The organism is Vallitalea pronyensis (assembly GCF_018141445.1).
In the GTDB taxonomy this organism is placed as follows: domain Bacteria; phylum Bacillota; class Clostridia; order Lachnospirales; family Vallitaleaceae; genus Vallitalea; species Vallitalea pronyensis.
The window spans coordinates 543,917-557,616 of sequence record NZ_CP058649.1 but is presented as its reverse complement, the minus strand read 5'-3'; the positions used below and the strand labels follow the sequence as shown (position 1 = coordinate 557,616).

Below are 13,700 nucleotides of genomic sequence, written 5' to 3'. Positions count from 1 at the left end.
ACTATTTAATTTTCAACTTATGGAAAATGATCTATTATATTTCTCTATAACACAGGGCTGTCGTTTCTAGCCTTTAATCTTTCCCATCTTCCATCCACTTCTTGTTGGATTTCTTTTAGCAGTTCTTCATATTGAGGCTTCACTAAATGCTTGGTTCTGCCCATCATCTTGAAGAAATCACCCATAGGGATGCGCTTATCCTTATCTTCAGGGTTATAGGTAATGGTGGTAATACCATTCTCAATTTCGTAAAGTGGATGATAACAGCTATTTACACCGGCTTCAATAACACTTCGTTCATAACGAGGTTCGTCACCCCAATTGAGTGGACAAGCGGATAAAGCTTTTATAAATGCTAGGCCATGCTCGGTGGCATACTTCTGAGCCTTAGCTGCCTTTTTAATAAAATCAGCTGGCAAGAATTCTGCAACGGTAGCCACATATGGAATACCCGTTGCTGCAAAAAGCATGGGTGTATCTTTATTGGTAAAAGATTTCCCTGCTTGTGCAGGCCCCACATGGGATGTGGATGTCTTAGCACCTTTTGGCGTTGAGTAGGACAGCTGGTAACCTGTATTCATATAACCACCATTATCGTACTCCATAATAATCATTCTATGGTTACGAAGTGCTGCTCCCAGGGCTGGTCCCATACCAATATCAAGACCACCATCACCACTAATCATGATAAATGTGAAATCATCACCTTCTGGTATTTCGCCCCTTCTTTGCTTCTCATGGAACATTTCAACAAGTCCAGATAATGTTGCACCACCATTTTGGAAGAGGTTGTGAACATAACTTACTCTAAATGCTGTCTGAGGATAAGCCGTTGTAACAACCATACCGCAGCCTGTTTGGAACAGCAATACCACATTGCCTTCAATACCTTTTAGTAATAAATTAACATTAACGGGAATACCACAACCTGGACATGCACCATGACCTGGTCCCCATCTTTTTGGCATCTTGGTAGCATTCTTTGGCACGCCGCCTTTTACTTTGTATTGACCTGTCTTTTCATCTTCTATGACGGTAGTCACACCAGGAGAAGACTGTTCTTTGGTAATGGGGTCAAATAACTGTGTAGGTTCGTAATCTTCTTTCCCTGGATAGTTCCCAAAATAATCAAATCGATTTTCTACTTTCTGACTCTTGGCTATATCCAGTGCACGATTGAGCATATCCACAGCATCTTCTATATAGAAATCTTTACCACTTAGACCATAAACCAATGTTGCCACTTCAATATTGGATTTAAAATCTTGAAGGGTTGCTTTTAACTCAATAGATAAATTTCCACCATTACCACCATAACTATCTTGACGATCCGCTACGACGATGGCTTTGGTGTTTTTCACCATATCATAGATGTCCTCTTTGTACCAAGGTCTTAGGGCATTAACTGCAAATACACCTACTTTTTTACCTTCTTTTCTTAGCTCATCAACAGCAGCAATGGCTGTATCATAACTGGAACCTATAATAAATAATGCGGCTTCTGCATCTTCCATCTTATAGCCTTCAACAACGTCATAGGCTCTGCCGGATAGTTCGCCGTATTCCTTAAGTACGTCTTTTATGACACCTCTTGCTTCTTCCATGGCTTCATGCAATTGGAATTTATTATTAATCAGGTCAGGCTCATTCATGTATGAACCCATGGTAACGGGTTTATCAGGGTCAAGCAAATGATGTTCTGCATGGTATTCACCAATAAACTTTTGCACATCCTCATCATGAGCAAATACGTTTGCTCTTCTTTTCTGATGGCTTGTAAAGAAACCATCGAAAGCAACGATAACAGGCAGTTTTACTTTTTCAGCAATTTTTAATGCACAGATATTCATGTCGTACACCCTTTGAGGGTCTTTTGCAAATAGAATAACCCAGCCCGCATTGAGGGTATACATAATATCGCTATGATCACCTTTTATAGAAAGGGGACCGGACACCGTCCGACATACAACGTTAAGTACCATGGGTAATCGTGTACCTGACTGTACAGGTAATTGCTCCAAAGCATATAATAAACCATTGGCAGATGTGGCATTAAAAACACGTCCACCACCAGCAGTAGCACCATAACAAATACCTGCTGCACCATGTTCACCATCACCTGGTATCATGACAACCTCATGCTCGCCTTCTGCTTTTAATAAATCAAGATGTTCTGCAATTTTTGTTGATGGGGTTATGGGATAATAACCCATGACATGGTAATTTATCTGTTTAGCAGCATAAGCCGCCAGCTCATTTCCACTATCAAAAACAATGTTCTGTTCTACCATTCTTGGATCCTCCTTCATGTATTATCTTATTCGATTCACTAGCTTTTATCCATTATCTATCAGGTATCTTGCTTAATTGCCGCTTTCCGTATTCACGATGGAATTCGCCCCAGTATCTTCAAATTCCATGGACTCTACAATCAAATCTTTATTTCGCACATGTATGTTCCATATATCGTGGTCTCTCTCCAGTTCTGCTGTAAGGGCAGCTGTTGGACAGACCTCAACACATCTTAGACAGCCTTTACAATGGTGATAATCAGGACCTTTATTCACCATGGATGGTTTTCCCCTGTACTCGCCTTCTACAAATTGATATACCATATCTGGACATGTGGTATCACATAGACCACAATTGATACATTTTTCAACGTGGAATAAAGGCACATACCCTTCACGACTAGCGGTTAAATCATTGGATGCTGTGCTGCCGGGTACGGTATTCACACCGCCGATGGGTGCATTGGCATATCCCCAATCTCTTTTTACTTCTTCATATTCTCTATAGGGATACTTGCCATCATTGTCATATTTGGTTAAGCTTAATTCTTCATAACCACGTTTCACACCAGCTAGATTACCTTTTAATGCTGCTGGGTATTTTTTACCGATGGTATTTCGAACGGCTTCCTCAAGCACATCTAAAGGAATGAATCCAGCTACTTTGGCAATGGCACCTAACATCACCATATTAATTCGGGTGTTTTCTTCCAATGCAATTTGTAAAGCATCAATACAAGCTAATGTGCCTGCATGCATTTTAAGATGATCCCTTACGTAATCTGGGTCATCGTTGGTATTAATCACCACCATTGTTTGTTCATCAACACCTGCCATGACTGGTATTTTGCCAGCTAATCTTTCATGAAAGATACCCAATACATGAGGTTTCTCCACAGGACTGTTGATTCTTATTACTTTTTCTGGATCGCAATATCTTACAAAAGATTTGACTGGTGTGCCTCTTTTTTCTGAGCCATAGCTTGCGAAGTTTGAACTGTTAAGTCCAAGATATAGCGCCCCTAGCTCACCCAAAATTTTACCGCAAAGATTGGCTCCCAAACCGCCAATACTTTCAAGCCTAAACTCAAAAAAGCCATGATCGTTTGTAACAGGTAGATTTACACGCATCTTTTTTCCTCCTTATGAATTAGTTCATTATTTACCATATATAGTTAACGCAATATGTTACACAAATCTAGCGTGTCTTTGTTATCATCATGGGACAATATACCAAAAACACCTACAACAATTATTATAACATGATAATTATTATTATCAAGTATTAATTGTCTATTATTTACTGTTTTACTATTTTTTATCGGTCGTACCAATTTAAGTATAAGTAAAAGCATCTTAGAATATACCGTTTAACTTAAACTCCATTTATTTTTTTATTTTCTAGAACAAGGCGACTACGTGGCGACTTGTGAAGTAAATTGTTTCGTTAAGAAAGTATCCTTGCCACTATCTCATTTATTAAATTAAGAACGATCCTATAAAGTAACAAAAATACCGTGCATAGCACGGCATTTACGGCTTTTCAGTAATTGTATGCCTATCACTTAAGACATTAATTCTTTGATAACATCATCAAGAAAATCCTCATCCATTACGGATTTATTGGCTCTTTTTTTTGAAACTTTTGCACTTGGTCGTAGATATTCAACCCGAGAGTCGCCATGTTCATGGCTAGTTTTAAGACCTTTAAAAAGCCCTTTGCGAATCTTACGAATCTTTTTATCTTTCTTATTTTTACCATAACCTTCATTAGCAATCTTAACTCCATCCATAACAATTTTTAACTCGTTATCAAGATGATTACACATGTATATGGTAGCAATTTCTTTCTTATCTTCCAACCGACATACCATACGAACACCTAATAACAAGACTCCTAGTATAAGTCCTACTATACCACATAACAGCACACTTTGTAACTGCTTAACTTCCATTTTACTCATCAAAGCTATTTCCAAAAAAGTAAAGGTCAACCCAACTAAGATTGTACAATAGAGGGTATTAACAGCTAGATCTTCTAGAATATAAATCGGTACTTTATTCACCTTAATACCATAAAGATTTTTCTCAACAAAAATCTTAGTATTCAGCGGCTTTCTACCTGATACCACAAGATGACGGTATGTATGTTCAATCATTAATACATCCTTGTCCATAAATTTTCCATCAACCGTTTTGAGTATGCCATTGTATTTATTATTTGCCGTTAGACAACTAAATACCCCCACAAGAAATATGACTAGTAACCCTATACATACAATATTGTTAATTAATGTATACATGAAAAGATCCCCCTCTTCCAATTATTTACAATTATTATACATCAAACTTGTCCTATTGGAAAGGGATATATGTAAATTTTTTACAATTATAGTAAATGAAGCATGCCTTCGATCATTTTCGTGGAATTATGTACTGCTACCTCTACAAATTCGGCATAATTCATCTCTGCTGATTGATCCGCTTTATCCGATATAGAACGTATGACCACATAAGGCATCTTATTAAGATAGCAAACTTGACCGATAGACGCACCCTCCATCTCTGTGCAAAACCCTCCAAAAGTCTTAATCAGAGCTTCTTTTTTATCTGAATCAGAAATAAATTGATCCCCCGTTACAATCCGTTCCACAAAAACATTAGTCTCCGTATCAATGCTTTCCGAAGCCTTTTGTGCTAACGCAACCAAGCAAGCATCTGCTACAAAACAACTCTCATCCATACGGGGGATTTCCCCTAGCTTATAACCAAAGCCAGTGGCGTCCATATCATATTGCAACGTATCTTTTGATATAACAATGTCGCCAATATTTAATGTATGGCTTAAGGCTCCTGCTACCCCTGTATTAATGACCATATCCACATTGAACTTATCAATCATAATCTGGGTACATATGGCTGCATTAACTTTCCCAATACCACAACGTACCACAACAGCTTGTTGTCCAAATAATTTACCCACGTAGAAGGCCAAACTGGCTTGTTCCTCAATGCACGCCACTTCCATTTGCTCCTTCAACACATCTACTTCCTCATCCATAGCACCTATAATACCAACTATTCTCATCACTTTCCTCCATATCCTTCATGACACGGGGACGTTTCCCTTGTCATCAAATTCCTTCTTTCGTATGACACGGGGACGTTTCCTTTGTCATCTTATATTCCTTCTTCTACAAAAAAAATATGAATATCTACTCTTCATTTATATGTAGTCATTATGCTCTAATACCAAAATATGTACTTCGCCCATGACACAGGAAACGTCCCCTTGTCATTTTTATTAGTCGTACCTATATTATACTACAGTTGGGAATTTTTTTATATTGACTTTTTCACTAGTCTCCAAACGACTCCTTATCATTTAATTGATTATTTTGATGGGTGGTATACGATAGCTTTTGTACATGTATAGCCATTGATTATGACAAGGGTATGATGACAAGGGGACGTTTCGTTTGTCATATTACTCCTATTTCTTCAAATAATGAGTATAGTTTTTTTATTATTAATAGTACGTTTTGCTTGTTATCCTTTTCCCTCTCCAGCAAAAAGATTAGTATATCTAGTTATTAGCTACTTAAATATAAGCATTATGTTCTAATACCATGATATGTACATAGAATATGACACGCGAAACGTCCCCTTGTCATGCTACTTCTTCAAAAAACAAGTATAGTATTTTTATTATGAATAGTACGTTTTGTTTGTTATCCTTTTCCCTCTCCAGCAAAAAGACTAGTATATCTAGTTATTAGTTACTTGAATATAAACATTATGTTCTAATACCATGATATGTACATAGAATATGACGCGCGAAACGTCCCCTTGTCATAATGGGAAACACACGCTTAACTTGCTTACCATTAACCACAACATTTAATAACCTACCAAAAACATGACAAACGAAACGTCCCCTTGTCATTTGATTGATTATGGGGATGTGTGGTATACTGAATTGATTTTGAATTGGATGTAGCAGTGGATTAAGTAAGGAAGGACGATACATATGTATGAATATAAAACATCAGGAACATGTGCTAAGCAAATCGCATTTGAAGTGGAAGACCGTAAGGTTAAGAATGTTCAATTCACGGCTGGCTGTGCAGGTAACCTTTCTGGCATCAGCAGCTTAATTGAAGGAATGGATATTGACGACGTCATCAAGCGTCTGGATGGTTTATCCTGTGGGCCAAGACTCACTTCATGTCCAGACCAATTAGCAAAAGCCCTTAAAGCATATAAGGATAAGCATATATGATTAGCTTCATAGACAATTGAAGCTTTGAAAAGAAGTTCATTCATGATGGCTAGAAAGTATGGAGAACAAAGCGACTACGTGGCGTCTTGCGAAGCAAGTTGTTGCGTTAGGAAAGTTTCCTTGACGCATATGAAAACGCTTCTATTTCATATGCTAAACTTAGAGGACTTTCCGATAAGAATAAAAATAGCCCACTGTAAGTTTCTATTAACTTACGTGGGCCTATAAAAAAATGGGATTAGGTTGGCAAATTCAGAACAAAATAATTAACACTATCTTATTATAACCCTTTTGCAACATTTTTGAAATATATTTTCAATAAAAATATAATTTTTTAATTTTTTATTTCTTCAAAAATTGACAGTCTTTAACATTTATTCCCTTTTTCGCTAAATATTCCCTAAAACCAAATTTAAATGGTTATTTAAAATGAGTATATGATTTTAATGATTACATTCCATAATTAACAAAAAACCCTTCTACAATATCGTCATATGATATCATAAAAAGGTTTTTAGCAAGAGAAAATTTTACTTTTTACGCCTTATACCTCTTTCCAAATAAGTTTACCTGTGCGCATACCTACTTCGGAACCCATGATACAATCTTCTAATCCTTCGAACTCAACAGATATATACCCGTCATATCCGGATTCTTTGATTGTGGCTAATGATTCCCATAGGTCCAAATCCCCTTGGCCAATAATGGCACCTCTTAAAAGATTACCGCAGTAGGTCTTGAACCAATGACCGGAATCACATCGGAATAGGCCTCCCATACCTGGCATCCTAGATACCTTTCTTGTATAAAAATCTTTTAAATGAACCATCTTGGCATAATTTACTGCTTTCTTAACCCCCACTTCTGAGGGTTCATCCACACAGAGGAAATTGCCTACATCAAGGGTCATACCAAAATTAGGTCGATCAACGGCTTCAATTAATCGTATCACCCGGTCACTACCATTCACATAAAAACCATGGTTTTCCACTGTGGTTGTTATACCATATTGTGCGGCATAATCAGCAATTCGCCTGCAAGCTTCAACCATCCTAGGGAAATCTTTTTCAAAATAAGATACCGTACATGTATCAAGGGGCCGTCTAAAGGATGAGACATCATGGCGCATCAACTTAACCCCCAAACGGTTTGCAATGTCCACTTCACCCATAACCCGAGCAATCTCTTTTTCATAGGCTTCTTCTGTTTCAGGTACTAAATTCGCTAAAATAGCATAATTAGAAATATCAATACCTACTTCTTTCGCTTTTTCACGTATATCGTCAATAAGGGATGGGTTGTTCACAAGGTCAAAACCAAAAGGTACGATTTCAACATGCTCACCCCCATGAGCCCCAATCCAATCAATGGCTTCTAGAATGGTCATCTCCCCACTATTAATTAAAGAAACTAAACTATAACTACTTAAACCGATTTTCATATTTTCCCTCCAATTTTTTACAGTTAACCCCTATCTTGTATAACTTAGGATAAGAATAATAGACAGTGATACGTAACTCTATCCTGTTATCCATTGCTTATTTCTATAACCATCATGAATAAACTTTATGTTAGAATGATGATTTTCTTTATAATAACGTTATTTTATCACATACTGGGATAAATAATAAGCTCTACCTCATACAACAGCACGATTCTCCAACCCTTTAGCAATTATTTCTTATATGGTCAATGATATCGTCCACGTAACCATAAGCAATGGCAGTGGATGTATCTGCTGCACCATAATAGATGGCGATACGATTGGTGTCCGAATCAACCAAAGCCGCACAGGGGAAGGTTACATTGGGTACATCTCCCATGAGCTCGTATTGTTTCTGAGGGGACAGCAGGTATGCCTTCCCTCGAGCAAGTACCTTCCATGGCTCATCAAGATCAAGTAAAGCGGCTCCAAAACTATACACATAACCATTACAGGACGTTAAGACACCATGATAAATCAGCAGCCAGCCTTCTGATGTTTCGATGGGTACGGGGCCTGCTCCAATTTTAGTACTCTCCCAAGCATGTCGCCTTCCCATCACATGCCGGTGTTTTCCCCAATAAACCATATCGGGGCTTTCACTATAGAAGATATCACCAAAAGGCGTATGTCCTGTATCGCTGGGTCGGCTCAACATGGCAAACTTACCATTGATTTTTCTTGGGAACATGACACCGTTGCGATTATAAGGTAAAAATGCATTTTCTAGCTGGTGAAAGGTCTTAAAATCATGGGTATACGCTACACCAATGGTAGGTCCATGATAGCCATTGCACCATGTGACATAGTAACGGTCTTCAATAAAACATACCCTTGGGTCGTAGGCATACTGGAAAAGACCTATTTCAGGGTCATCACATTGGAACGTAATGGGTTTCTCATCAATGTCCCAATGAATACCATCCTTACTTCTACCACTATGTATGCGCATTTCCCTGTTGGTATTATCACATCTGAACACACCTGCATAGGCACCTTCATAGGGTACAACAGCGCTGTTAAATATACTATTGGATGTTGGCAGTAAGTCTCTTGGTATAATGGGATTATGAGGCGAACGCCATATAACACCTTTTTCACCTTCTGGACGGTCTTCCCACGGTATATTCCTTAAAGCACTGCCTTTGATTTGATATTTCATTGTTTCTTCCTCCTCTATTATCAATCAGGTTGCAATCGTTACTGTTATTTGAATGTGTCAACCCTTAATGCCTGATTTTTCAATACCGGTTACAAATTGTTTTTGAGCAAATAAATATAGTATAAGTAATGGCAAAACAACCAGCAGAATGGCTGCATTGGCTACCAAGGACTCTAAAACAGGGCTTACCTTCATATCATCTCCCACGACAATCTTAAGAACAGACAATATTGCCCCTTTTAAGTGTGTGCCAAGCTTCCCAAGCTTTAAAGAAAGTAAATTGCCTTTACCATAAAAGAGGGAAGAGAAGAAGGTATCATTCCATTGCCACACAAAGGAGAATAACATGACCGTTATGGCAGGGGATTTGGCGCAAGGTACCATGATGTGAAAAAATGTTTTGACCACGCCTGCTCCATCAATTAATGCCGCTTCTTCAAGGGCTTTTGGTAAGCCTTTAAAAAACTGCCTGAAAATATAAATGTACAAGCCCGATTTAATACCCATACCCGTCATGGCCAAAACCACCATGGACCAAGGTGAATTAAGCAGGTTCACTTTTGATCCTGTAAATAATTGAAATAACCCTAATATATCAAAGTCCTTAAAATTCAAATACATGGGTAAAATAATGGTTTGAGGCGGCACCAATATGGTTGCAATGACACCAGCAAACAAGAGATGGCTCCCTCGAAACGTCAACCTGGCAAAACCGTAACCTGCTAACCCACAAATAATGGTCTGTAACACCATCATCACCAATGAAAAAACAAATGTGGTGGCTAAGGATGTAGGATAATCCAATATCTCCATGGCCAGTTTAACATTGGTTAAGGTTAAGTTCTTGGGAATCCATATAATCCTTGGGTTATTGGCATCTCCTAAATCCATAAACACTAAGGATAAAAGCTGAATCAAAGGATACATGATGATAAAACATAAGCCTATGAGAAGGACACCTCGAATGATATTGACCAAACACCTTTTGATGAAGGAAAGTTGACCAAACTTCCTCATGAACCTCTTTAACTTATTCATCATAGAACACCCCCTTGGATAAGATGTACATGACGATACCTAATAAAATGCCAATAGCGACAAAATAAATCCAAGCCATGGAAGCACCTAGCCCAAAATTACTGCCAGAAAAAGCCGTATTCTCGATGGTTTCTGTTACGGTGCTTCTTACAAATAGTTCAACAATGGTAAAAACCGTATTGGTTAATATCAAGGGCGACACCATGGGTAACGTAATCTTCCAGAAAATTTCATAGCTGGTTGCACCTTCTATTCTAGATGCTTCATACAACTCTGGCGATATGGCTTGTAAGCCTGATAAGAAAATTAAAATCTGTACACCCGAGTATGAAACCACTTCATGTATGGTATCCACCACACTTTTTAAGAAGTCAATAAACAGATGGGGCATACCTGAACGTATCAAGAATTCACTCATCTGAAATATACTGGACCCTGAGCTTGATTCGGACATAACACCTCTCAAAAACTCGCCGCCACCGGACAAGGTTGTGGCAACAGAACCTGAGGTGATGATGACAGGGATGAAGAAAATGGCTCGGGCTATACCCCTCCCTGGAAACTTGCCATTAAGAAGCACAGCCACCAGTAAACTAAAAATAAGAATGACAGGCAGGTTCACCAGTACTTCCATGATGGATTCCACTAACCGCCGGTTAAAATCCACATGTTCAAACAACGCTTTCCCATAATTCCCCCACCCAATCCATGTGATATCCATACCTGATGTGGAGGGGTTAATGACTGAAAAACTATAGATAAAGGATTGGATCATGGGCTTCACAAAGAAATAAATAAAGCCTAGAAGCCATGGGGCTACAAAGAGCACACCCCACAACTGTTTCTTAGTCCGATATGGTAATGCCTTGATACGACTAATCATGTGCCCCCTCCTTTCCTATGATTTTATATGCTTTTGACTTAATGGTGTGTCCATTATATGTTAATGGTTGATGGGTATAATTAAACACAATGGCTGTACCATCCTGATACACGGTCATACGTAAGCCATTATCTAACAAACGATGTTCTTTTAGCCCTGTATCCTGTATCTGATCCATGACGGCTTCATATCTGCTATATAAATCTACAGCTTGATCAAAAGACTGTTTATAATAGGTTGAATGATACCTATTAAAAGCCGTTTGCTTTAATGCATGGGTATTGTCATATGTCCATGTAAAATGCAACCCAGAACCGGACTCCAAACATCGCATAAAATAGGTGTCTATAGGTATATGATTGTTCATATTGGCTGATGGTGCTGCGTAAGGTATATAACCGTTAATCACCAGTTGATAAAACGGAATATCCGCATCCACAATATTAAACCCGCTGCTCTTAAAAGGGATATTCACCCCATACTTGGTAAATGGAAGGGCATAGCTATTGGGATAATCCATTAAGAGATTGAACTTATGACTTAATTCCTCCATAGCATCTTCATCCACGGCTACTGATGCATCCCTCAATCCATCCTTATTTCTAAAATCCGTATGTAACGCACGGCCTAAATCCCTTAACGCTAGGTTCTGGATTTTTAACTTGGAAAATGCTTTAGTAAAACCATCGACTACGTTGCCTATGATCCTAGGAGCAATATACCAAAAAGCTTCCCCTGTAGGGTCTTGATACTGACTGGCTAGGTTATAGGGATACCCCATGGCAATGCGACCGTCTAAAAATCTCGCCCCATCTTTTCTTGGACTAAAGTACCAATTATCATGATAAACAACTTTGAAAGCTACATCGGGATAGATAGTGGTGCCATGTGCTTGCCCATAAGCCAGAAGGTCTTTCAAACCTTTTGTACCTCCTAAAACACGGTCCACCTTCACCTTCTTAGGCATGGTATGATGCATGCCTTTATTAAACCATCCCTTATAGCGTAAAACGATGTCTTCAACACCTTGGTCCGTTAATTGTTCTAATAGGCTTTTCGCTTCCTTAAACGTTGTCAAGGATTTTACCGCTTGATAGGGAATACCTAAGAAGAATGACTTTTTCGTATAGGAACCAAGGATATCGAGGAAAAAAGGCGGTTTTGTCTGTTTCTGGACAGGCTGCAAATGATGTTCCTCCACCAAATACGCCTGATAGACCTTAGCCATCTCACTATAGTTGGCCTGGCTGCTATCCAAGAAAAAATAGCGTAACTGGATGTCTTGCTCATAGGTTTGCTTACTCCAAACAAATAATTCTTGCTTACTTTCTTTGCCGACTAAGGCCATAATACCCGTATTTTTATAATGAAACTGGCTGGATATCCTATTGCATAAATCCAAACGCCCACTTACATCTGCATGGATGGTCGCCATGGAAGCGCCTTGTTCAATCACACCTAGAAAGCCACCTTCGGTTGTACATGTGCCGAATATGGGAAGGGATGCCTTCTCTGTTATAGGCGCTTTTTCTGGTTCATCCAGCCCTTCATCCACACCAAAAAGCTTCTGACTGTAACGGCGTTCAGTGGATTTACCATTATTCAAATAAATTAAAGCACCTGAGCCATCGGGTATAACCATATACCCTTCATCGGCTAGGGTCGTTGCGCCAAAATAATCCAGTAACCCAATGGACTCTATGGGATACTTCTCATCAAAAGTGGTCTCTTGGTTAAGGACACGGACCACCAGACCTTCATCGTCTAATATATAGGCCAGCGTTATGGTAAACTGGGGCCTGCTTGGTATGGCTTCTTCACCATGTTCTATATTATCCTTCGCAAGTTCTTCTAGGGTATAACCTGCTCTATCATACATGATGGCTGATAATTTCTTAATTTCTATCCGAGACATGGTATTCACTTGCTCACCGGTTTTACGGGCATAATATCTGTCTTCCCCTTCGTCATAACGGTATAAACGATGGATGTATTTCTGATCTTTTTCATCCACTTTATCCAAGATAAGTCCTCGCATCCGTTCACCTGACATTTTCTTTGGGAAAGAGTCAATGGTTTTATTATGGTCACCAATGGCATAACGTACTTGAACACCACCTGGAATAACTTCATAGGTAAACTGTTTGCCTTTCACACTATAGGTATAATTATCAATGGGAATGACCTGGCCTTTATCCGTCAGATAGTTGATAATCACCTGTGACTTCATATAATCAGCTGCTTTACCAGAAGGCTTCTTGCCCGTATACTCTGGATTGGAATACCAGCGGTAACCGCTTGCCTTATGTTCCACCACGATTTCTGTCGTTAGGGGATTAAAATATAAACGTACGGATGCATTACTGCCCACCTCCATCATCGGTTGAAGGGATTTCTCCTTTATCATGACTTCTTGTTGGGTATTATCACTACCATAAGCCATCATTGGCATGGATAACATGACCACCATGATGATACATAGGGCCGTCATACCCCGTTGTTTCCATCTCATATGTAAAACACCTTCTTTCCTTCCTTGACTGAACATCCATCACCTCACA

The 13,700-nt window shown here is 38.9% G+C and carries 10 protein-coding genes; 1 reads left to right on the top strand and 9 read right to left on the bottom strand.

The annotated features are described in order from the left end of the window. Positions 1–44: 44 nt before the first annotated feature. The 4 genes from HZI73_RS02335 to HZI73_RS02320 form a co-directional block, all read right to left on the bottom strand. Positions 45–2,291 carry a thiamine pyrophosphate-dependent enzyme gene (locus HZI73_RS02335; protein WP_212696654.1) on the bottom strand — a complete coding sequence of 749 codons (2,247 nt, stop codon included), beginning with the start codon at positions 2,289–2,291 and terminating at the stop codon, positions 45–47. Between the two features lie 72 nt (positions 2,292–2,363). Beyond that, positions 2,364–3,422 carry a 2-oxoacid:acceptor oxidoreductase family protein gene (locus tag HZI73_RS02330; protein ID WP_212696653.1) on the bottom strand — a complete coding sequence of 353 codons (1,059 nt, stop codon included), beginning with the start codon at positions 3,420–3,422 and terminating at the stop codon, positions 2,364–2,366. A 434-nt stretch (positions 3,423–3,856) separates the two neighbouring features. Then, complete coding sequence (locus HZI73_RS02325; RefSeq protein ID WP_212696652.1) at positions 3,857–4,594, bottom strand: hypothetical protein; 738 nt, start codon at positions 4,592–4,594, stop codon at positions 3,857–3,859. 86 nt (positions 4,595–4,680) lie between these two features. Next, on the bottom strand, positions 4,681–5,373 hold the full coding sequence (locus HZI73_RS02320) for a 5'-methylthioadenosine/adenosylhomocysteine nucleosidase (protein WP_212698680.1): 693 nt from the start codon (positions 5,371–5,373) through the stop codon (positions 4,681–4,683). Between the two features lie 948 nt (positions 5,374–6,321). On the opposite strand from HZI73_RS02320, the gene HZI73_RS02315 reads away from it, so the two are divergent. After that, a complete protein-coding gene (locus HZI73_RS02315) occupies positions 6,322–6,573 on the top strand; it encodes a TIGR03905 family TSCPD domain-containing protein (RefSeq protein ID WP_212696651.1) in 252 nt (83 codons plus the stop codon). 544 nt (positions 6,574–7,117) lie between these two features. On the opposite strand, the gene HZI73_RS02310 is transcribed toward HZI73_RS02315, so the two are convergent. From HZI73_RS02310 to HZI73_RS02290, 5 genes are all read right to left on the bottom strand, one after another. Next, positions 7,118–8,014, bottom strand: coding sequence for a sugar phosphate isomerase/epimerase family protein (locus HZI73_RS02310; protein WP_212696650.1), 897 nt, complete (start codon positions 8,012–8,014; stop codon positions 7,118–7,120). 226 nt (positions 8,015–8,240) lie between these two features. Continuing rightward, on the bottom strand, positions 8,241–9,218 hold the full coding sequence (locus HZI73_RS02305; RefSeq protein ID WP_212696649.1) for a glycoside hydrolase family 130 protein: 978 nt from the start codon (positions 9,216–9,218) through the stop codon (positions 8,241–8,243). A 57-nt stretch (positions 9,219–9,275) separates the two neighbouring features. After that, positions 9,276–10,259 carry a carbohydrate ABC transporter permease gene (locus HZI73_RS02300; RefSeq protein WP_212696648.1) on the bottom strand — a complete coding sequence of 328 codons (984 nt, stop codon included), beginning with the start codon at positions 10,257–10,259 and terminating at the stop codon, positions 9,276–9,278. Continuing rightward, on the bottom strand, positions 10,249–11,139 hold the full coding sequence (locus HZI73_RS02295; RefSeq protein ID WP_212696647.1) for a carbohydrate ABC transporter permease: 891 nt from the start codon (positions 11,137–11,139) through the stop codon (positions 10,249–10,251). Before HZI73_RS02295 ends, HZI73_RS02300 begins: the two co-directional genes overlap by 11 nt. Then, complete coding sequence (locus tag HZI73_RS02290) at positions 11,132–13,651, bottom strand: DUF5696 domain-containing protein (protein ID WP_212696646.1); 2,520 nt, start codon at positions 13,649–13,651, stop codon at positions 11,132–11,134. Before HZI73_RS02290 ends, HZI73_RS02295 begins: the two co-directional genes overlap by 8 nt. Between the last annotated feature and the right edge of the window lie 49 nt (positions 13,652–13,700).

Coding starts and splice junctions, on each gene's coding strand:
- HZI73_RS02310 (WP_212696650.1), bottom strand. CDS start 8,014: ATGAAAATCGGTTTAAGTAGTTATAGTTTAGTTTCTTTAATTAATAGT.
- HZI73_RS02290 (WP_212696646.1), bottom strand. CDS start 13,651: ATGAGATGGAAACAACGGGGTATGACGGCCCTATGTATCATCATGGTG.
- HZI73_RS02300 (WP_212696648.1), bottom strand. CDS start 10,259: ATGATGAATAAGTTAAAGAGGTTCATGAGGAAGTTTGGTCAACTTTCC.
- HZI73_RS02295 (WP_212696647.1), bottom strand. CDS start 11,139: ATGATTAGTCGTATCAAGGCATTACCATATCGGACTAAGAAACAGTTG.
- HZI73_RS02330 (WP_212696653.1), bottom strand. CDS start 3,422: ATGCGTGTAAATCTACCTGTTACAAACGATCATGGCTTTTTTGAGTTT.
- HZI73_RS02335 (WP_212696654.1), bottom strand. CDS start 2,291: ATGGTAGAACAGAACATTGTTTTTGATAGTGGAAATGAGCTGGCGGCT.
- HZI73_RS02325 (WP_212696652.1), bottom strand. CDS start 4,594: ATGTATACATTAATTAACAATATTGTATGTATAGGGTTACTAGTCATA.
- HZI73_RS02305 (WP_212696649.1), bottom strand. CDS start 9,218: ATGAAATATCAAATCAAAGGCAGTGCTTTAAGGAATATACCGTGGGAA.
- HZI73_RS02315 (WP_212696651.1), top strand. CDS start 6,322: ATGTATGAATATAAAACATCAGGAACATGTGCTAAGCAAATCGCATTT.